The organism is Parapusillimonas granuli (assembly GCF_013416525.1).
Taxonomy (GTDB): Bacteria; Pseudomonadota; Gammaproteobacteria; order Burkholderiales; family Burkholderiaceae_B; genus Parapusillimonas; species Parapusillimonas granuli.
This window is the reverse complement of record NZ_JACCEM010000005.1, coordinates 332,318-352,314: the sequence shown is the minus strand read 5'-3', so window position 1 is coordinate 352,314 and position 19,997 is coordinate 332,318. Positions and strand designations below refer to the sequence as shown.

General features: G+C 65.7%; 15 protein-coding genes. 10 read left to right on the top strand and 5 right to left on the bottom strand.

The annotated features are described in order from the left end of the window. Positions 1-33 precede the first annotated feature (33 nt). The 3 genes from H0A72_RS11540 to H0A72_RS11530 form a co-directional block, all read right to left on the bottom strand. Positions 34-999, bottom strand: coding sequence for a Bug family tripartite tricarboxylate transporter substrate binding protein (locus H0A72_RS11540; RefSeq protein WP_180155374.1), 966 nt, complete (start codon positions 997-999; stop codon positions 34-36). Between the two features lie 145 nt (positions 1,000-1,144). Further along, positions 1,145-2,761, bottom strand: a complete 1,617-nt coding sequence (locus tag H0A72_RS11535) for a hydantoinase B/oxoprolinase family protein (RefSeq protein ID WP_180155372.1) — start codon at positions 2,759-2,761, stop codon at positions 1,145-1,147. Next, on the bottom strand, positions 2,758-4,875 hold the full coding sequence (locus H0A72_RS11530; protein WP_246436936.1) for a hydantoinase/oxoprolinase family protein: 2,118 nt from the start codon (positions 4,873-4,875) through the stop codon (positions 2,758-2,760). Before H0A72_RS11530 ends, H0A72_RS11535 begins: the two co-directional genes overlap by 4 nt. A gap of 193 nt (positions 4,876-5,068) precedes the next feature. Between H0A72_RS11530 and H0A72_RS11525 the strand changes: the two genes are divergently transcribed. Further along, positions 5,069-6,106 carry a zinc-dependent alcohol dehydrogenase family protein gene (locus tag H0A72_RS11525; RefSeq protein WP_180155555.1) on the top strand — a complete coding sequence of 346 codons (1,038 nt, stop codon included), beginning with the start codon at positions 5,069-5,071 and terminating at the stop codon, positions 6,104-6,106. On the opposite strand, the gene H0A72_RS11520 is transcribed toward H0A72_RS11525, so the two are convergent. After that, positions 6,087-7,313: a TIGR03862 family flavoprotein gene (locus H0A72_RS11520; protein ID WP_180155368.1), complete on the bottom strand. Its 1,227-nt coding sequence runs from the start codon at positions 7,311-7,313 to the stop codon at positions 6,087-6,089. The genes H0A72_RS11525 and H0A72_RS11520 overlap by 20 nt on opposite strands. Positions 7,314-7,532: 219 nt before the next feature. On the opposite strand from H0A72_RS11520, the gene H0A72_RS11515 reads away from it, so the two are divergent. Together H0A72_RS11515 and H0A72_RS11510 are read left to right on the top strand one after the other, a co-directional pair. After that, the gene (locus H0A72_RS11515; RefSeq protein WP_180155366.1) at positions 7,533-8,798 is read left to right on the top strand and encodes a 4-aminobutyrate--2-oxoglutarate transaminase; all 1,266 of its coding nucleotides are present in this window, start codon (positions 7,533-7,535) and stop codon (positions 8,796-8,798) included. Positions 8,799-8,868: 70 nt separating this feature from the next. After that, complete coding sequence (locus tag H0A72_RS11510) at positions 8,869-10,335, top strand: NAD-dependent succinate-semialdehyde dehydrogenase (RefSeq protein ID WP_180155364.1); 1,467 nt, start codon at positions 8,869-8,871, stop codon at positions 10,333-10,335. A gap of 45 nt (positions 10,336-10,380) precedes the next feature. Here H0A72_RS11510 and pdxR read toward each other — a convergent pair whose 3' ends face one another. Next, positions 10,381-11,937, bottom strand: a complete 1,557-nt coding sequence (pdxR, locus tag H0A72_RS11505; protein WP_180155361.1) for a MocR-like pyridoxine biosynthesis transcription factor PdxR — start codon at positions 11,935-11,937, stop codon at positions 10,381-10,383. Between the two features lie 109 nt (positions 11,938-12,046). Between pdxR and H0A72_RS11500 the strand changes: the two genes are divergently transcribed. From H0A72_RS11500 to H0A72_RS11470, 7 genes are all read left to right on the top strand, one after another. After that, entirely contained in the window at positions 12,047-13,348 is a 1,302-nt protein-coding gene (locus H0A72_RS11500; RefSeq protein WP_281389283.1) for an ArgE/DapE family deacylase, read from the top strand. 86 nt (positions 13,349-13,434) lie between these two features. Next, on the top strand, positions 13,435-15,003 hold the full coding sequence (locus tag H0A72_RS11495; protein ID WP_180155357.1) for an ABC transporter substrate-binding protein: 1,569 nt from the start codon (positions 13,435-13,437) through the stop codon (positions 15,001-15,003). Positions 15,004-15,081: 78 nt separating this feature from the next. Further along, the gene (locus H0A72_RS11490; RefSeq protein WP_180155355.1) at positions 15,082-16,086 is read left to right on the top strand and encodes an ABC transporter permease; all 1,005 of its coding nucleotides are present in this window, start codon (positions 15,082-15,084) and stop codon (positions 16,084-16,086) included. After that, the gene (locus H0A72_RS11485; RefSeq protein ID WP_180155554.1) at positions 16,086-16,925 is read left to right on the top strand and encodes an ABC transporter permease; all 840 of its coding nucleotides are present in this window, start codon (positions 16,086-16,088) and stop codon (positions 16,923-16,925) included. Before H0A72_RS11490 ends, H0A72_RS11485 begins: the two co-directional genes overlap by 1 nt. A 10-nt stretch (positions 16,926-16,935) precedes the next feature. After that, positions 16,936-18,567: a dipeptide ABC transporter ATP-binding protein gene (locus H0A72_RS11480; RefSeq protein WP_180155353.1), complete on the top strand. Its 1,632-nt coding sequence runs from the start codon at positions 16,936-16,938 to the stop codon at positions 18,565-18,567. 53 nt (positions 18,568-18,620) lie between these two features. After that, positions 18,621-18,908, top strand: coding sequence for a cupin domain-containing protein (locus tag H0A72_RS11475; RefSeq protein ID WP_180155351.1), 288 nt, complete (start codon positions 18,621-18,623; stop codon positions 18,906-18,908). A gap of 12 nt (positions 18,909-18,920) precedes the next feature. Next, positions 18,921-19,982: a histone deacetylase family protein gene (locus tag H0A72_RS11470; RefSeq protein WP_180155349.1), complete on the top strand. Its 1,062-nt coding sequence runs from the start codon at positions 18,921-18,923 to the stop codon at positions 19,980-19,982. Positions 19,983-19,997 lie beyond the last annotated feature (15 nt).

Genomic DNA, 19,997 nt, shown 5'->3' with positions numbered 1-19,997 from the left:
GCCCGTCAGCATTGACGGGCCCCAGAGGATGTTTCAGTTCAGGACGTTCTTGTTGCGCTCGACGACTTCGCGCCAGAGCTCGATGTCCTTGTCCAGGAAGCGCTGGAAGTCTTCCGCGCTGCCCGCCTTCAGGACGATGCCGCTGCGGGTGCTCAAGGCCTCGACCACTTCGGGGTCGGCCAGCGCTTCATTGAAGCCGGCGTTCAGCTTGTCCACGACGTCCCTGGGCATGGCCTTCGGGCCCATGATGCCGTAATAGACGCCCACGTCGTACTCGGGATACCCGAGCTCCTTGAAAGTGGGCACGTCGGGCGCCAGCACCGAACGCTGCTCGCCGGTGATGGCCAGCGACTTGATCCGGTCGGACGCCGTGTCGCCCAGCAAGGGGTTGATCAGCAAGTCGACCTGCCCGCCCAGCAGGGCGGCCAGGGCGTCCGCGCCGCCCTTGTAGGGGATGTGCACCATATTGGTGCCCGCGACCTGGTTGAACAGCACGGTCGCCATGTGGGGCGTCCCACCCACGCCCGAAGAGCCGTAGTTCAACTTGCCGGGATTCGCTTTCGCGTAGGCGACGAGCTCCTGCAGCGTATCGACGCCCAGGTCCTTGCGCACCTTCAGGATCACGGGGCCTATGCCCAGGTAGGCCACCGCGGCCAGATCCTTCTTGACGTCGAACTTCAGGTCTTTGTACAGCGCCGGGCTGATGGCGATGCTGTTGGCGACGACCAGCAGGTTGTAGCCGTCGGCCTTGCCGCGGGCCACGTAGTCGGCCGCCAGGTTGCCGCCCGCGCCCGACTTGTTCTCGACGATCACGGGCTGGCCGATTTTTTCGGAAAGTTTCTTGGCCACGGTGCGCGCCACCAGGTCGATGCTGCTGCCGGGAGAGAAACCGACCACGAGGGTGACGGGCTTGTCCGGGAACCCGGACGCCGAGGCGGGAGCCGCCAGACCGATGCCGGCGGCAAGCGCCACGGCCGTGAAGAAACGTGCGATAGACATGATGGACACCACGATGATCGGCGGGCGAACCGCCGGGAGTTCTTGCTGGAGAAGAGGAAAAGCAGTATTGCAGCGGCAACCCGCTTTGTCTAATACCTATCGATCATATCCATATTACCCATGTGCCGGAAATCAGTGTTTTTAATCACGCGCAGGTATAACCCAATTCGCGATCGCGGTCGCGCGCCGCCTGTGCCCGCCGCTCGGCCGGCCCGAAGCCGCCGCCGCCCGGCGTGCGCAGCGTGACCTCGTCGCCCGGCTGCAATACCTGCGGCACGCGCGAGTCGATGGGACGGCCGTTGATCAGGACCGCGCCGCGGCCGCCTTCCTCGCCGCCGCCCAGGCCCGGCGCCGGCACCTTGATGCGTTCGGTCAGGAAGACCACGGACAGCGGACCGGTATGCCGGCTGACGAAACATATCTCTTCGCCCAGGCCGCCCCGGAATTCGCCTTTCCCCCCGGAATCGGGGCACAGGCGCTTGTAGCGGAACTGCAGGGGAGAATCGCGCTCGGCGATTTCGATGGGCGTGGGGGAGATATTGCTGGGCCAGGACATGACCGAGGCGCCGTCCTTGCCGGCCGTGGCGCCCATCCCGCCGTTGTAGAAGAGCACGGTGGCGAAGGGCTTGCCGTTTTCGCGTATGCCGTTCATGTTGGTGATCCACACCGGCGAACCCACGCCCGCCATGACGCGTTCGGGCAGCACGGGATAGAGCGCGCCGAACACCACGGTGGGCACGTAATGGCCGGTGCACGACCGCCCCCCGACCGGCGCGGGCGGCACCGGGTTCAGGATGGAGCCCTGCGGCGCGGTCACCCGCAGCGGCCGGAACAGGCCGTGGTTGTTGGGAAGATCGGGCAGCAGCAGGCTTTTTATCGCGTACACCGCCATGGCGTTGGTGTAGGCCAGCACGCAGTTGATGGCCCGGGGCTGCTGCGGCGACGAGCCGGCGAAATCGCATTCGAGCTCGCCGCCCGCGATGCGGACGGTCACGTTGAAACGGAAGGGCTCGGCGAAGCCGTCGGTGTCCATGCCGTAGCGGTATTCGCCGTCCGGCAGGGCCGCGATCGCTTTGCGCATGGCCTGCTCGCTGCGGTCGAACAAGGCGTCGGCCAGGCTGTCGAGCTCGTGCAGCCCGTATTCCTGAAGCAGGTCGGCCACCCGCCGCGCGATGAGCTCGGCCGCGCCCGCGTGGCACCAGATGTCGCCCACCGTGAGGTCCGGCGTGCGCACGTTGGCGCGCAGCAGGCTCAGCAGCGTGTCGTCGGCCTTGCCTTCGCGCAGGAAATGCATGATGGGAATGTGGAAGCCTTCTTCGAACAGCTCGCGCGCGTCGACGGAGCGGATCTTCCCGCCGATGTCGGGCACGTGGCCGGTCGTTGCGGCGAAGCCGACGATGCGTTCGCCATGGAAAATCGGCTTGACCAGGCAGACGTCGTTCAAGTGGCCCGTGCCTATCCATGGATTGTTGGTGATGAAGATGTCGCCGGGCCGCATGGCGTCCATGCCGATGGCCGCCACGGTGGCCTGCACGGTTTTCGGCAGAGTGCCGATGAAAGACGGGATGGCGCCGGCGTTCTCGGCCAGGGTCTGGCCGCGCGCATCGGTCAGCACCACGGCGAAGTCGTTGGCCTCCGAGGACAGCGTCGAGAACGACGTGCGCACGATCACCTTGGCCGCTTCCGTCACGATCGAGCGGATGCGGGTCCAGAACACTTCGAGGAAAATGGCGTCGGACGCCGGATCGACGGGATTTTTCATGCTTGCAAGTCCTCAATGCTGACCACCAGGCTACCGGACGGCGCCACCTCGACATGCCCCAGGGGGCCGACCACCAGGGTGGTGCTCGGTTCTTCGACCAGCAGCGGCCCCTGGGCCTGGAATCCCGTGGGCAGGGTTTCGCGCCGATAGACCGGCGTCTGGACGAAGCCGCCCGATTCCTTGAAATACACCGCGCGCACCGCCACCGGCGCCGCCGCGCCGGCCGCCGCGCGCCGGGACGATTCGAATGGCCGGCGCGGCGCGGCCAGGCCGGTCACGCGCAGGTTCACGAGCTCCACTGGCACGTTGGGCGGCGTGCGCCCGAACTTGTGTTCGTATTCCTTGCGGAACGTCTGTTCGAGCCGCGCCGGCCAGCTTGCCGCGCCCGGCCCGCCCGAGGCCGGATCGCCGGCATAAGGGCCGTCGGGAAGGTCCACCGTGAGGTTGAAGCCCTGGCCGATGAACCGGCCATCGGCCCGCCGGCGCAGCACGCAGGGGCCGAAGCTGCCGGACAGGGTTTCCAGGTTGGCGGCCACTTCCCGCTCCAGCGCCGCGTACATGTCTTCAAGCTGCGCCACCGAGTCGGTGGCCGGCTTGAAGCTGACCGTGCGGGAACGGTCGGTGCGCGCCGACGAGACCAGGAGGCCGAACGCCGACGCCACGCCCGCGTCCGGGGGGCAGACGATGGTCTTCACCCCGATCTTGCGGGCAAGATAATAGGCATGCAGGGGGCCGCCCCCGCCCGTCGCGACCAGCACGAAATTGCGGGGATCCTTGCCGCGTTCCGCCACGTGCACCCGCGCGGCCGCCGCCATGTTCTCGGCGACGATGTCGTGCACGCCCCATGCCACGTCGTCCGGATGGCGGCCCAGCGCGGCCCCCAGCCCGGCGTAGCTCGCGCGCGCCGCATCGATGTCTATGGGCAGCGTGCCGCCCGCGAAATAACCGCCGTTCAGGTAGCCGAGGATCAGATTGGCATCGGTCACCGCGGGCTGTTCGCCGCCGCGCCCGTAGCACACCGGCCCCGGTTCCGAACCCGCGCTTTGCGGGCCGACCTTGAGCAGGCCCAGCTCGTCCTGGTGGGCGATGCTGCCGCCGCCGGCGCCGATCTCTATCAGGTCCACCGTGGTGATGCTGATGGGCATGCCGCTGCCTTCGGCGAAGCGCTGCTGCCGGGCGGCTTCGAAGCCGAAGGTGACCGAGGGCCGGCCTTGCTCGATCAGGCAGAGCTTGGCCGTGGTGCCGCCCATGTCGAAGGCCAGCAGATCGCCCTTGCCTTCGCGCAGGCTGTGATGCACGGCCGACACGACGCCGGCCGCGGGGCCGGATTCCAGCAGCGATATGGGGTGGGCCTTGGCGTCTTCCAGGTGCGACAGGCCGCCGTTGGACAGCATCATCAGGATCTCGCTGCGCAGGCCGAGTTCGCGCAGGCGCTGGGCGAGCGTGTCCAGATACCCCTGGGCCATCGGCTTGATGTAGGCGTTGGCCAAGGTGGTGGACATGCGCTCGTATTCGCGGATCACCGGCGCGATCTCCGAAGACAGCGTCAGCGCGAGCCCCGGATAGGCCTGCTCGATGGCGGCCTTCAGACGCTGCTCATGGACATCGGACTTGTAGGCATGCAGCAGGCAGACCGCCAGCGACACCACGCCGTCCGCCACCAGCCCGCCGGTGACCCGCAAGGCCTGGTCGACGTCGAGCGCTTCGATCTCGCGCCCCTGGGCGTCGAGCCGGCCCGCCACTTCGCCCCGCAGCGTCCGGGGCGCCAGCGGCGCGATGCGGTCCAGGCGCAGGTCATACAGATCGTATTTGCGCTCGTTGCCCATCTCTATGATGTCCCGGAAGCCCTGGGTCGTCAGCATGCCGGTGCGGGCGCCACGCCGCTCGATGAGGGCGTTCGTGAACAAGGTGGTGGCGTGCGTCACGTTCAGCACGTCCCGCGCCGCGATGCCGTTTTCGCGCATCAGGCGGCCCACCCCGTCCACCACCGCGGTGGCGGGATCGGTGTGCGTCGTGAGTATCTTGAGACTGTGCAGCGCACCGCTGACGTATTCGATCGCCACCAGGTCCGTGAAAGTCCCGCCTATGTCAATGCCTATCGCCCATTTCGCCAAAATTCGGCCTCCCGCTCTGATTCCTCGAAGGCGGACATTATAGGAGCTGAGCAAGAGGCCGCGCAGCGCGGGTTGTCGCTTGCGCAATGTCAACGCGCATGCCGCGTTCATGTGAGAATATGATAATTGAATTATCACACTCCCCCTATTTCTCGTGTTGTACAAGGAGGCAGTCATGGCTTTGCCATCCCAAATGAAAGCCGTCGTCTATGAGGCGCCGGGCAAGAAAACCTTCGCGACGGTTCCCGTGCCGACGATCGCGCAGCCTACGGACGCCATCGTCCGCATCGTCAAAACCACTATTTGCGGCACCGACCTGCACATCCTGAAGGGCGACGTGCCCGCCGTCACCGCCGGCCGCATCCTGGGCCACGAAGGCGTGGGCATCGTGGAGGAAGTCGGCAGCGCGGTCAGCAACTTCAAGAAGGGCGACCGCGTGCTGATTTCCTGCATCACCGCTTGCGGCAAGTGCGAATACTGCAAGAAGCAGATGTACTCGCACTGCGAAGACGGCGGCTGGATCCTCGGCCATCTCATCGACGGCACCCAGGCGGAATACGTGCGCATCCCGCATGCGGACAACAGCCTGTATCCCGTCAAGGCGGGCAGCGATGAAGAAGCGCTGGTCATGCTCAGCGACATCCTGCCCACGGGCTTCGAAATCGGCGTCCTGTACGGCCAGGTCCAGCCGGGCGATACCGTGGCCATCGTGGGCGCCGGCCCCGTGGGCATGGCGGCGCTGCTGACGGCCCAGTTCTATTCGCCGTCCAAGCTGATCATGGTCGACGTGGACGACGCCCGCCTGGAACTGGCGAAGAAATTCGGCGCGACCCATACCGTGAACAGCGGCCAGGGCGACGCGGTCGAGGCGATCCGCAAGGAAACCCGGGACGGCGTCGACGTCGCGATCGAAGCCGTGGGCATACCGCAAACCTTCGACATCTGCCAGCGCGTGCTGCGCCCCGGCGGCCACCTGGCCAACGTGGGGGTGCACGGCGCGGCCGTGAACCTGGAACTGCAGAATTTGTGGATCCAGAACGTCACCATCACGACCGGGCTGGTCAACACCAACACCACGCCCATGCTGTTGAAGACCGTCGAGTCCGGCAAGCTGCAGCCCGAACAGCTGATCACGCACCGGTTCGCCTTCAAGGACTTCATGCAGGCCTACGAAGTGTTCGGCAACGCGTCGCGCGAACAGGCCTTGAAGGTCATCGTGGACAACCAGTAGCCGCCAGCCAGCGCAGGGCGCCCTGCGCGGCCACGCGCCCGCTGGCGAAGCAGGCCGTCAGCAGGTAGCCGCCGGTGGGCGCCTCCCAATCCAGCATCTCGCCCGCGCAGAATACGCCGGGCAGGTCGCGCAGCATCAGGTCCCGGTCGAGCGAACGGAAATCCACACCGCCCGCCGTGCTGATCGCTTCATCCAGCGGCCGCGTGGCGGTCAGGCGCAGCGGCAGGCATTTGATCGCTTGCGCCAGCATGCCGGGGCCGTAGGCCGACGGATCCAGGCGCTCGCGCAGCAAGCCGGCCTTCACGCCGCGCAAGCCCAGGCGGCCCGCCAAATGGCTGGACCAAGAACGCGAGCCGCGCGGCCGGGAGACTTCGGCCAGCACCTGGCCCGGATCCCGGTCGGGCAACAGATCCAGGCACAGCCAGGCTTCGCCCTCGCGCTCCAGCGCATCGCGCAGCACCGCCGACCAGGCATACACCAGCCCGCCTTCCAGGCCGTCGGACGTCACCACGCATTCGCCGCGCCGCATCGGCTCGCCCCGAGGCGCCATGGCGATGGACTTGAGCGGCTGCCCGGCATGGCGCTCCTTGAACCAGGGGCTCCATTCGGCCAGAAAGCCGCAATTGGCCGGCCGCAAGGGCGCGATGCGCACCCGCCGCGCCGACAGGGCTCCCTGCCAGGCGCCGTCCGACCCCAGGCGCGGCCAGCTGGCGCCGCCCAGCGCCAGGATCACCGCGTCGGGACGCAGCTCGATCCGGCCCCCGGGCGTGTCGAACAGCACGCCGCCGCTGTCCGACCAGCCCTTCCAGACATGGCGGGCATGCACTTCGACGCCGCCCGCCCGCAGCCGATGCAGCCATTTGCGCAGCATGGGCGCCGCCTTCATCTCGCTGGGAAACACCCTGCCGGACGTTCCCACGAAGGTTTCCACGCCCAGCTCATGCGTCCAGGCGCGCAAGTCGTCGGCATTGAAGCGCCGCAGCCAGTCGCCCACCTCGCGGGAGCGCTCGCGGTAACGCGCCACGAAGCGGTCGAACGGTTCGCTGTGGGTCAGGTTCAGCCCGCCGCGCCCGGCCAGCAGGAACTTGCGCCCCACGGACGGCATCGCATCGTAGACACACACGCGGACGCCCGCCTGGGACAGCGTTTCGGCCGCCATGAGGCCGGCGGGACCGCCGCCGATCACGGCTACGTGGGCAGAGGGCATGAGAAAATGAGCGGAAAAGAAAGGGACGGCCCCAATCGGCCGGCGATGATTTTACATGGGACGCGGGCCACTTTCAGCCCGGACGGCATAATGGCACCATGATTTTTTTGAAAGTGGATCTACTTAATAGGGCCATTTTGCCTTTTAATAGTCGAAAGCCTGCTGACGGCAGGATTTCCCGCCCCTTTCGGGGCAACTCACGGACTTGTTGAGATCGCCATGAAAAACCTTGACTTGAATACCCGCCGCTCCATCGCCACGCCCAGGGGCGTGGGCGTCATGTGCAATTTTTATGCGGAACGCGCGGAAAACGCCACGCTATGGGATGCCGAGGGCAAAGAGTACATCGACTTCGCGGGCGGCATCGCGGTGCTGAACACCGGCCACTGCCATCCCAAGGTGAAGGCCGCCATCGCGAAACAGCTGGACCGCTTCACGCACACCGCCTACCAGATCGTGCCGTATGAAAGCTATGTGGCGCTGGCCGAGCGCATCAACGCCATCGTCCCGATCTCGGGGCTGAAGAAGGCCGCCTTCTTCACCACCGGCGTCGAAGCGATCGAAAACGCCGTGAAGATCGCCCGCAGCCACACCGGCCGCTCGGGCATCGTGGCCTTCAGCGGCGGCTTCCACGGCCGCACGCTGCTGGGCATGGCGCTGACCGGCAAGGTCGCGCCCTACAAGCTGTCCTTCGGCGCCATGCCGCATGACATCTTCCACGTCCCCTTCCCCACGGCCACGCAGGACATCAGCGTGGCCGACTCCCTGAAGGCGCTGAACCTCCTGTTCCAGAGCGACATCGATCCCAAGCGGGTCGCCGCCATCATCATCGAGCCGGTGCAGGGCGAAGGCGGCTTCAACATCACGCCTCCCGAACTCATGACGGCGCTGCGCCAGATCTGCGACGAACACGGCATCCTGCTCATCGCCGATGAAGTGCAGACCGGCTTTGCGCGGACCGGCAAGCTGTTCGCCATGGAGCACCATTCGGTGCAGGCCGACATCATGTGCATCGCCAAGAGCCTGGGCGGCGGCATGCCGATCTCCGGCGTGGTGGGCCGCGCCGAAGTCATGGACAGCCCCTCGCCCGGCGGCCTGGGCGGCACGTATGCGGGCAACCCGCTGGCCGTCGCCGCCGCGCACGCCGTGCTCGACATCATCCAGGAAGAGCAGCTGTGCGAACGCGCGAACCGGCTGGGGCAGAAACTCATGAACCGCCTCAACGACCTGCGCGCCACGTGCCCGGCCATCGCCGACGTGCGCGGGCTGGGCTCCATGGTGGCCCTCGAACTCAACGACCCGAGCACCGGCGCGCCGGATGCCGCGCGGGTCAAGCAGGTGCAGGACAAGGCGATCGAACAAGGGCTGATACTGCTCAGCTGCGGCGTCTACGGCAACGTGCTGCGCTTCCTGTATCCGCTCACCATCCCCGACGAGCAATTCGACCGGGCACTGGACATCCTGGCCAACACCCTGACCGCCTGAACCCGGAACCGGGGCGCGCCCGTCGCCGGGCGCGCCCCGCCGTCCATACACATACATACAAGGATTCCCCATGACACAACAGGTTCCGTCACTGAACCGCCCGGACCTCCTGCGGCAGGCCTGCTACATCAACGGGCGGTGGCAGCCCGCCGGCGCCAGCTCCATCAGCGTGAACAACCCCGCCTCGGGCGCCGTCATCGCCGCCGTCCCCAATCTGGGCCGCAAGGAAACCGAGGAAGCCATCGCCGGCGCCCAGGCGGCGCTGCGCCCATGGTCGGCCAAGACCGGCAAGGAGCGCGCGGTCATTCTCATGAAGTGGGCCCAGCTCATGCTGAAGCACCAGCAGGACCTGGGCGCGCTCATGACCTCCGAGCAAGGCAAGCCGCTGGCCGAGGCGGTGGGCGAAATCGCCTACGCCGCGTCTTTCCTGGAATGGTTCGCCGAAGAAGCCAAGCGCGTCGAAGGCGACGTCTTCCAAAGCCCCAAGGCCGGGCAACGGCTCATGGCGCTCAAGCAGCCCATAGGCGTGTGCGCCGCCATCACCCCCTGGAACTTCCCGGCCGCCATGATCACCCGCAAGGCGGGCCCCGCCCTGGCGGCGGGCTGCACCATGATCGTCAAGCCGGCCGAACAGACGCCGCTGACCGCGCTGGCCCTTGCCGTGCTGGCGGAAGAAGCGGGCGTGCCGCCCGGCGTGCTGCAGGTGCTCACCGGCGACGCCCGTGAAATCGGCGGCGCCCTGTGCGACAGCGACGTGGTCCGCAAGCTCAGCTTCACCGGCTCGACCGAAGTGGGCCGCATCCTGATGCGGCAGTGCGCGCCCACCATCAAGAAGCTGTCGCTGGAACTGGGCGGCAACGCGCCTTTCATCGTGTTCGCCGACGCCGACCTGGACGCCGCGGTCGACGGCATCATGGCGTCCAAGTACCGCAACACCGGCCAGACCTGCGTGTGCGCCAACCGCATCTACGTGCATGACGACGTCTACGAAGAAGTCCTGAAGCGCCTGACGGCCAAGGTCCAGGGCATGAAGACGGGCGACGGCTTCGGCGCGGGCGTGACGCAGGGCCCGCTGATCGACGGCGACGCCGTGAAGAAGGTCCAGGAACACATCGCCGACGCGGTGGCCAAAGGAGCCAAAATCGTCACCGGCGGCAAGCTCCACGCGCTGGGCGGCACTTTCTTCGAGCCCACCATCGTTCGCGACGTCACGCACGACATGAAGTTCTCCTGCGAGGAAACCTTCGGCCCGGTGGCGCCGATCTTCCGCTTCAAGGACGAGCAGGAAGTCCTGGCCATGGCCAACGACACCATCTTCGGCCTGGCCGCGTATTTCTATACGCGCGACTACGCCCGCATCTGGCGCGTGTCCGAAGGCCTGGAATACGGCATCGTGGGCATCAACACCGGCATCATCTCCAACGAAGTCGGCCCCTTCGGCGGCGTCAAGCAGTCCGGCCTGGGCCGGGAAGGCTCCAAGTACGGGATCGATGAATACCTGGAACTGAAGTATCTGTGCATCGACCTCGGCGCCTAGGCGCCGCGCCCGTTGCGTGGCCGGGCGCCGGCCCGGCCCGCCGCCTCATGCGCCGCTCCAGGCGCCTTCGTTGATCATGTTGCTGCTGGGCCTGCGAGGCTGCTGCTGGCGCGAGCGCCTGAGGTGCTCCAGGGCCGGCATGATGGCGGGCACCAGCTTCTGGAACACGGGCCCGATGGCATCGTCGGGCACGCAGGCATACCCGAAAATCAGGCCCGGCCGGCCGCCGCCCCCGGCGTAGTAGCGGGACAGCGGCCTGACCGCGATGCCCAGCGAGCGCGCCACCAGCACGATGCCCACGTCGTCCGCGCCTTCGGGCAGGTGCATCACCAGGTGCAGCCCAGCCTCGTGCGTGGAAATGGGCCAGTCGGCGCCGAAGTGCTCCAGTATCGCATCGCGCAACAGGGCCTGCCGGCGCGCGTATTGGGCGCGCATCCGCCGTATGTGCGCGGCATAGTGCCCGTCGTTCATGAAATCCGCCAGGACCGCCTGGTCGATCAGTCGGCCTTCCCGGTACAGCTCCGACAAGCCCGTGCCGAAATGCGCGCTCAATACCTTGGGCAGCACCATGAAGCCCAGCCTGAGCCCGGGAAACAGCGTCTTGGAGAAAGTGCCCAGATAGATGACGCGGTCGTTGCTGTCCAGCCCCTGCAGCGATGCGATCGGCCGCCCGTCGAAGCGGAACTCGCTGTCGTAATCGTCCTCGATGATCCAGATGTTGTTGCGATGCGCATATTCCAGCAGCATGCGGCGGCGGCTCAGGCTCATGACCGTGCCCAGCGGATACTGGTGCGAAGGCGTGACGAACATGAAGCGCGGCGGCGTCTGCATCTGCTCTTCGCTGGGCGCCATGCCCTCGTCGTCCACGTCTATGGGCAGGACGCGGATGCCGTTGGCCTTCAGCACGGTGCGCGCGCCCCAGTAGGCGGGGTTCTCGATCCAGGCCACTTCATTGCCGTCGCCCAGCAGGACCGAGATCAGGCTCAGCGACTGGTGGATGCCGTTGGTCACGACGACCTGGTCCGGCTCGCAGTCCACCGAGCGCGCCAGCCGCAGGTGCTGGGCCAGGGCGGTCCGCAGGGGCAGGTAGCCCGGCCCGTGCGAATAGGTCAGCAGCCCGGGATCCGTCTTGCGCCAGCGCCGCCTCAGGAGGCGCGACCAGACCTCGTGCGGGAACAGCGAGACGTCGGGCACGCCGGGGGTGAACGCGCCCCACTGCATGCTGGACGCCTGGGCGTTGCGCACCAGCTCTGCGCCCCGCCGCGACAAGGCCAGATGCGGCGGCACCACCGCCGCGGCATCGGTCCGGCCGGCGTCGCGCACGGGCAGGGAAGGCACCGTATCGGAAACGAAGGTGCCGCTGCCGGTCGTGGACACCACGTAGCCTTCCGATTGCAGCTGTTCGTATGCGCCCAGCACCGTGTTGCGCGACAGCCCGGTTTCTTTCGACAGCACGCGGCTGGCCGGCAATTTGGTGCCTGCGCGCAGATCGCCGGACAAAATCAGCTGGCGCAGGGTGTCGTACAGCTGCCGGGCCAGCGATACGGTTCCATTGCGCTCCAGTTTTTGCAGCAAAAACTCTGACAAAATCACTTCGCGCATAATGGCACCCTAAATAATTTAATTAATGGACCTTTATAGAGTACCAAATGTCATCTACCTTTGCGTCTCGGCATCGCAACACGAAGAACAATTTTTTTGGGGACAGGCATTGAAGCTGGAAACCACACAAATCACGGCCGCCATCGAGGCGCTCGAGCCCTACATGATCGACACGCTCTCGGCCTTCGTCAGGGCGGAAAGCCCTTCGGGCGCGGAAGAGCCCGCCGCGGAATTCATGGAACAGGCCCTGCGCGATCTGGGGCTCGAGCCCGAGCGCATCAAGCTCGACAATGAATTGCTCAAGGACCTGCCGCTGTTCGCCTGCCCGTGCTCGCCGGACAACGGCCGCTACAACCTGCTGGCCCGCTACGTGCCTGAAAAGGCCACCGGCCGCTCCGTGCTGTTCAACGGCCACCTGGACATCGTCCCCACCGGCCCCGAGAAGATGTGGTCCAACCCGCCGTTCAGCCCGGTGGTCAAGGACGGATGGCTCTACGGCCGGGGCAGCGGCGACATGAAGGCGGGCATCGTCTGCTCGCTGGCCGCGTTCAAGGCGCTCAGGAACCTGGGCGTGGAACCGGCCGCCACGGTCGGCTTCAACGCCGTCCTGAACGAGGAAGACGGCGGCAATGGCTCCCTGGCCACCATCCATGCGCTCAAGAACGCCCTGGCCAAAGCCAAGCTCCAGGACTTCGACGCGGCCATCATTCCCGAGCCCTTCGGCGAAACCATGCTGTCGGCCCAGGTGGGCGTGTTCTGGATGTTCGTCGAACTGACCGGCCGTCCCGCCCACGTGGCCTACATGACCAAAGGCGTCAATCCCATCGAAGCGGGCATCGCCGTCATGGCCGACCTGAAGGAGCTGGAAGCCGAATGGAACGCGCCGGAGAACCGCCCCGCCCTGTTCAAGGACGAACCCCACCCCATCAACTTCAACCTGGGCAGGATAGAAGGCGGCGAATGGAACTCATCGGTTCCGTGCACCTGCACGCTCGGCACCCGCATCAGCTTCTTCCCGGACATGGATCCCGAAGAAGCCAAGCGCATCGTCAGTGAACGCGTGCGCGCAACGGTCGCGCGCCTGAACAGCTCGCTGGACCTCAACCTGCGTTTCGAAGGGCAGTTCGCGCCCGGCTGCGAATTCGACCTGGAAGCGCCCGCCATGCGCACGCTGGCGCAGGCGCATGCCAAGATCACCGGCGCCGAGCCCAAGCGCATCGCCTGCACGGCATGCACCGACGCGCGGCACTTCCGGCTCATGACCGACATGCCCGTCACCTGCTATGGCCCGCTCGCCAAGGACATCCACGGCATCGACGAGTGCGTGTCGCTGGACAGCATGAAACGCGTCGCCGCCGCCATGGCCCAGTTCATCGTCGACTGGTGCGGCGTCCAAGAATTGAAAAATTGAAACACAGCTGAAACCCTTACTCGAAGTACCGCAACAAGCTGTCTTATCCACCCACACCACTTGCTGGATTCCAGAAGGAGACCTCCATGAGAATTAAAAAATGGTTCAAGCTAAGCCTGGGCGCCCTGGCGATGAGCCTGGCCGTCAACGGCGCGATCGCCCAGACGCAGGGCGGCTCGCTCCGCATGATCGTTCAACCCGAACCGCCGATACTGATCCCCGCGCTCAATCAGCAGGCCCCGACCCAATACGTGGCGGGCAAGATCTATGAAAGCCTGCTGACCTACTCGCACGACCTCAAGCCGCAGCCCGGGCTGGCCAAGTCCTGGGAAGTCGCGCCCGACGGCATGAGCTACACCTTCCACCTGAATTCGGGCGTGAAATGGCACGACGGCAAGCCGTTCACGGCCGACGACGTAGTGTTCTCGCTGTCCGACATGCTGCCCAAGACGCACGGGCGCGCCCGCGTCATCCTGGCCAAGTATGTGGACTCGGTCGAAAAAGTCGACGACCTGACCGTCAAGATCAAGCTCAAGAGCCCGTTCTCGGCCTTCATGATCATGTTCGAGCCCGGCTTCGCCCCGATGATGCCCAAGCACATATACGCGGGCACCGACTACGCCACCAATCCGGCCAACCAGAAGCCCGTCGGCACCGGCCCCTTCATGTTCAAGGAATGGAAGCGCGGCGAATACATCAAGCTGGAACGCAATCCCAACTACTGGAAGCAGGGCAAGCCCTATCTCGACGAGCTCATCTTCAACGTGATCCCCGACTCGGCCTCGCGCGCCGTCGCCTTTGAACAAGGCACGGTCGACGTCCTGCGCGGCGGCGACGTCGACAACGTGGACATCAAGCGCCTGCGCGCCCTGCCCAACGTCGACTACACCACCAAGGGCTGGGAAATGTTCTCGCCCCAGGCCTACCTGATCTTCAACGAGCGCAAGCCGCCCTTCGACAACGTCAAGGTAAGGCGCGCGGTCATGGCCGCGATGAACCGCAAGCTCATCGTGAACAACATCTTCTTCGGCCTGGGCCAGATTTCCACCGGCCCCTTCGTCGCCACGGAAATGTTCTACGACAAGAACATGCCCTCGTTGGACTTCGACATGAAGAAGGCGCGCCAGCTCATCAAGGAATCCGGCATCAACCCGGGCGACTACACCATCCGGCACCTGAGCTTCCCCTACGGCGCCACCTGGGAGCGGCTGGACGAATACACCAAGCAGAGCCTGGAACAGCTGGGCTTCAAGGTGAACCTGGAAGCCACCGACGCCGGGGGCTGGGCCAGCCGCACGGGCAACTGGGACTTCGACCTGACCACCACCTACGCCTACCAGTACGGCGATCCGGCGCTGGGGGTCGAGCGTTTCCACATCACGTCCAACATCGTGAAGGGCTCGCCTTTCGCGAACGTCCAGGGCTATAGCAACCCCGAACTCGACAAGGTCTGGAGCGCCGCCGCATCGGAAACCGATCCCGCCAAGCGCCAGGAGCTCTACACCCAGATCCAGAAGAAACTGGTCGAGGACGTGTCGCTGGGCTATCTGGTCGACATGGAGTTCCCCACTCTTTCACGGAGCAAGGTCAAGAACCTCGTGAAGACCGCCATTGGCCTGAACGAGTCCTTTGACGATGTGTATATAGAGAAGTAAGCCCTTCCCGGCCGGCTGCGCCATGGCTGCGCCGCCGGCCGGGAATACCCGCCTTCCTCGTATATCGGTGCCTCGCCCATGAAATTTCTTTTGTTCCTTGCTTCCCGGCTTTCCAAGGCGATCTTCGTGATCCTGGGCGTCGTGGTCGTCAATTTTTTTCTCATCCGCCTCGCGCCCGGCGATCCCGCCGCGGTCCTGGCCGGCCAGGCCGGCGCCAGCGACCCGACCTACGTCGCCAGGCTGCGCGAATCCTTCGGCCTGGATGAGCCCGTCCTCACCCAGCTCTTTCTGTACCTGAAAGGCGTCGTCCAGCTCGATTTCGGCTTTTCGTACCGCAACCACGTGCCGGTCCTGGACCTCATCCTGGAAAGGCTGCCCGCCACCTTCCTGCTCATGATCTGCGCCTTCCTGTTTTCCATCACCCTGGGCGTGCTGCTGGGCGTCGTGGCCGCCAAGGCCCGCTACAGCAACAAGCGCCGGTGGCTGGACAGCACCGTCATGACGGGCGCGCTGATCCTGTACGCCACGCCGCTGTTCTGGCTCTCGCTCATGGGCATATTGCTGTTCTCCGTCCTGCTCGGCTGGCTGCCCGCCTTCGGCATGGAGTCCGTCGGCTCCAACCTGACCGGGCTGGCGCGCGCGCAGGACATCGCCATGCACCTGATTCTTCCCACCGTCACCCTGGGCTGCTTCTTCATGGCTTTCTACGTGCGGCTGACGCGCGCCTCCATGCTGGAAGTGATCGGCATGGATTTCGTCAAGACCGCCCGCGCCAAAGGCGTGCCCCCGGGCAGCATCATCCGCATCCACGTGCTGCGCAACGCCCTGCTGCCGGTCATCACTTTCGCGGGCATACAGCTCGGCCAGATGGCCGGCGGCGCCGTCCTGACTGAAACGGTGTTCGCCTGGCCCGGCATCGGCCGGCTGATGTTCGATGCGCTGCTGCAGCGCGACTACCAGCTGCTGCTGGGCATTTTCCTGGTCACTTCGACCATGGTCGTCGTTTTCAACCTCCTGACCGACATCACGTATCGACTCGTCGATCCGCGCATCTCGGCGGGCGGCGAACCGGGAGCCGCATGATGAAAAAATTCGCGAAGCGTTATGCGCGCAACTACGGCGCCGTATTCGGGCTGTGCATCATTCTGGTGGTGGCCGCCCTGGCGGTGGGCGCGCCCTACATCTACGAAGACTCGCCCTGGATGATGGTCGATGCGCCGCTCATCCCGCCGTTCACCGACCCGGCCTACCCCTTCGGCACCGACATGCTGGGCCGCGACATCACCGCCGGCCTGGTCTGGGGCGCGCGCGTCTCCCTGATCGTCGGCCTGCTGTCCACGGCCATCGCCCTGGTCTTCGGCATTGCCATCGGCGCCACCGCCGGCTATTGCGGCGGCCGCATCGACGACGCCCTGATGCGATTCACCGAGTTCTTCCAGACCATTCCGCAACTGGCGCTGGCGGTGGTGATCGTGGCCGTGCTGAGCCCGTCCATCTATTCCATCATGGGCGCCATCACGGCGGTGTCCTGGCCTCCCGCCGCGCGCCTGGTGCGGTCGGAGTTCATGACCCTCAAGCAGCGCGAGTTCGTGCTGGCCGCCATCGTGATCGGCCAGAAGCCGGCCCGCATCGTGTGGTCCCAGATCCTTCCGAACGCCATGTCCCCCATCATCGTGTCCGCGTCCTTCATGGTGGCCACCGCCATTCTGACGGAATCGGCGCTGTCCTTCCTGGGGCTGGGCGACCGGAACATGATGAGCTGGGGCTTCATGATCGGCGCTTCGCGCACCATGATCCGCGAAGCCTGGTGGATGAGCGTGTGGCCCGGCGTGGCCATCCTGCTCACGGTGCTGGCCATCAATCTCATCGGCGAAGGCCTCAGCGACGCCCTGAACCCGCAACTGCGCAAGCGCGGCGAATAAGGAGCGCGACATGGACAGCAAGAAACCACTGCTTTCGATACAGAATCTTTCCATTCCGCTGCCCGCCGGCGGCGACCGCCCCTACGCCGTCGAGAACGTTTCCTATGAAATCTTCCCGGGCGAAATCCTGTGCATCGTCGGCGAATCGGGCTCGGGCAAATCCATGAGCGCCAACGCCATCATGGGCCTGCTGCCCGATTACCTGAAGCCCACGGGCGGCCGCATCCTGTTCAAGGGCACCGACCTGCTCACCCAGCCGGAAAGCCGGCTGCAGGCGATGCGCGGCCAGGAGATCGGCATGATCTTCCAGGAGCCGCTATCGGCCCTGAACCCGCTCATGACCGTCGGCAAGCAGATCGGCGAAGTCATGCAGGTGCACGACAAGTACCCCGGGGAACAGCGCAAGAAGCGCGTGCTCGATCTCCTGAACTTCGTGGGCCTGCCCGATCCCGAGACGCTCTACGGCGTCTATCCCTTCCGCCTGTCGGGCGGCCAGCGCCAGCGCGTGATGATCGCCATGGCGCTGGCGCTGGAGCCCGACCTGCTGATCGCCGACGAGCCCACCACGGCGCTCGACATGACGACCCAGGCGCAGATACTCGCGCTGATCGCCCGCATCCAGAAGGAAAAAGGCATGGGCGTCATGTTCATCACGCACGACTTCGGCGTGGTCGCCGAGATCGCGCATCGCGTCGCCGTCATGGAGAAAGGCATACTGGTCGAGCAGGGAACCGCCGAGCAGGTGCTGAACCGGCCGGCGCACCCCTATACCAAGCGGCTGATTTCCTCGGTGCCCCATCGCCGCATGGATGAAAGCGCGCAGGCGGAAAAGCCCGCGCCCGTGCTGGAGGTGCGCAATCTGCGCAAGACCTACGTCACCGGCGGAGGCATGCTGGGCAAGAAGCGCGTCGTCAACGCGGTCGACGACGTCAGCTTCACGGTCGGCCACGGCGAGACCCTGGGCATCGTGGGCGAGTCCGGGTCGGGCAAGTCCACGATAGGCAAATGCCTGCTCAAGCTCATCGGCCTGGACGGCGGACAGATGCTGTTCCAGGGCAAGGACATCGCCCCGCTGTCCGAAGGCGAGTTCCGCCCCATGCGCAACAACATCCAGATGATCTTCCAGGATCCGTTCGCGTCGCTCAATCCGCGCCACACCATCGGCAAGATATTGACCGACGGCCCGGTCGCCAACGGCAAGCCGCGCGCCCAGGCCGAGGCGCGCGCACGCGAGCTGCTGAACCTGGTCGGCATGGACGCCTCGGCCTACCATCGGTATCCCAACGAATTCTCGGGCGGCCAGCGCCAGCGCATCGGCATCGCGCGGGCCCTGGCCCTCGATCCGAAGCTGCTGGTGGCCGATGAATCCGTATCGGCCCTGGACGTCTCCGTGCAGGCGCAGGTGCTGGAGCTGCTGCGCACCCTGCAGCAGAAGCTGCAGATCGCCATGATCTTCATCACGCACGACTTGCGCGTGGCCGCCCAGGTCTGCAACGCCGTCGTGGTCATGCACCGCGGCAAGATCGTCGAATACGGGCGGCCGTCGCAGATTTTCGATGCGCCCCAGAATCCTTATACACAGCAATTGATCGCGGCCGTGCCGGGCAAGCACTGGGATCCGACCCAGGCGGAAACGGCATAGCGGTATAGGGCTTAGAACCCACCAGTATTACGCTTGAACATCAGGAGTGAACCATGACGCGCCCAGCAGCAATTCCCACCGTGCAGATAGACAACGACACCGTCAAGGTGACGGAATGGCGCTTTCCGCCCGGCGGAGAAACCGGGTGGCATCGCCACGGCATGAATTACGTGGTGGTGCCGCAAACCAGCGGCCCCTTGCTGCTGGAGACTCCGGACGGCGAAGTCACCAGCCAGCTGACGGCGGGCGTCTCCTACTTCAGGCCGGTGGGCGTGGAGCACAACGTCATCAACCCGTCGAAAGAAAGCGAATTCGTGTTCGTCGAGGTCGAAATCAAGTAAACCGGAACCGACATGAAAGCATTTTTTTCCGAAGAACAACTGCTGCACCAGCCCCAGCAGTTCATGCGCGCCGGCCGCATCTGCGCACCCGCCGACGTGCCCGCGCGCGCGCAAATCCTGAACGGCATGCTGGCCCAGGCCGGGATCACCAGCGAAACCCCGCCGGACTATGGGCACGCCATGCTGGCGGTGCACAGCCTGGAATACGTGGAGTTCCTGAAGAACGCCTATTCCCGGTGGCAGGCCATGAAGCAGCCGGGGCTGGAGCCCGGCCCGGAAGTCCTGCCCAACATGTCTCCGTACCATAACGGGCGCGTCGAACAGGCCGGGCGCCCCCCCTGCCCTTCGGACTCCATCATCGCGCAGGCCGGCTATTACATCAGCGACCTGGCCTGCCCCATCGGCCCGCACACCTGGCAGGCCGCCCTGCGCTCCACGCACTGCGCCGTGGCCGCGGCCGACTGGGTCAGCGCCACCAAGGACATCGCCTATGCGCTGTGCCGCCCTTCCGGGCACCATGCGCACTACGACCGGGCCGGCGGCTTCTGCTATCTGAACAACAGCGCCATCGCGGCCCAGCGCCTGCGCGAGACCTTCTCGTCCGTCGTGGTGCTGGACGTCGACGCCCACCACGGCGACGGCACGCAGAACATCTTCTACCAGCGCTCGGACGTCATGACCGTGTCCCTGCACGCCGATCCCGCCGGCTACTACCCCTTCTACACCGGCTACGCCCACGAGCGCGGATACGGCAGCGGACACGGCTACAACGTCAACGTGCCGCTGCCCCACGGCACGACCACCGCGGGCTTCATCGGCGCCCTGGACGAAGTCCTGGTCACCTTGCGCGACTTCCGGCCGCAGGCGCTGGTCGTGGCGCTGGGCTTCGACACCTACCGCGACGATCCCATCAGCGTGCTGAAGCTGGACCTGGACGCCTACCGGCAGATCGGCGAACGCATCAGCGCGCTGGGCCTGCCCACCGTCGTGGTCCAGGAAGGCGGCTACATGGTGGACATCCTCGGGCAAGCCCTGGGCTCGCTGCTGCGCGGCCTGAAGGCCAAGCAGTCCTGAGGCCCGTCAACATCA

Excerpts from the sequence above, each read along its gene's own strand:
- H0A72_RS11510 (WP_180155364.1), top strand. The coding sequence starts at position 8,869 with ATGACACAACAGGTTCCGTCACTGAACCGCCCGGACCTCCTGCGGCAG.
- H0A72_RS11475 (WP_180155351.1), top strand. The coding sequence starts at position 18,621 with ATGACGCGCCCAGCAGCAATTCCCACCGTGCAGATAGACAACGACACC.
- H0A72_RS11515 (WP_180155366.1), top strand. The coding sequence starts at position 7,533 with ATGAAAAACCTTGACTTGAATACCCGCCGCTCCATCGCCACGCCCAGG.
- H0A72_RS11535 (WP_180155372.1), bottom strand. The coding sequence starts at position 2,761 with ATGAAAAATCCCGTCGATCCGGCGTCCGACGCCATTTTCCTCGAAGTG.
- pdxR (WP_180155361.1), bottom strand. The coding sequence starts at position 11,937 with ATGCGCGAAGTGATTTTGTCAGAGTTTTTGCTGCAAAAACTGGAGCGC.
- H0A72_RS11525 (WP_180155555.1), top strand. The coding sequence starts at position 5,069 with ATGAAAGCCGTCGTCTATGAGGCGCCGGGCAAGAAAACCTTCGCGACG.
- H0A72_RS11470 (WP_180155349.1), top strand. The coding sequence starts at position 18,921 with ATGAAAGCATTTTTTTCCGAAGAACAACTGCTGCACCAGCCCCAGCAG.
- H0A72_RS11540 (WP_180155374.1), bottom strand. The coding sequence starts at position 999 with ATGTCTATCGCACGTTTCTTCACGGCCGTGGCGCTTGCCGCCGGCATC.
- H0A72_RS11520 (WP_180155368.1), bottom strand. The coding sequence starts at position 7,313 with ATGCCCTCTGCCCACGTAGCCGTGATCGGCGGCGGTCCCGCCGGCCTC.
- H0A72_RS11485 (WP_180155554.1), top strand. The coding sequence starts at position 16,086 with ATGAAAAAATTCGCGAAGCGTTATGCGCGCAACTACGGCGCCGTATTC.
- H0A72_RS11480 (WP_180155353.1), top strand. The coding sequence starts at position 16,936 with ATGGACAGCAAGAAACCACTGCTTTCGATACAGAATCTTTCCATTCCG.
- H0A72_RS11490 (WP_180155355.1), top strand. The coding sequence starts at position 15,082 with ATGAAATTTCTTTTGTTCCTTGCTTCCCGGCTTTCCAAGGCGATCTTC.
- H0A72_RS11495 (WP_180155357.1), top strand. The coding sequence starts at position 13,435 with ATGAGAATTAAAAAATGGTTCAAGCTAAGCCTGGGCGCCCTGGCGATG.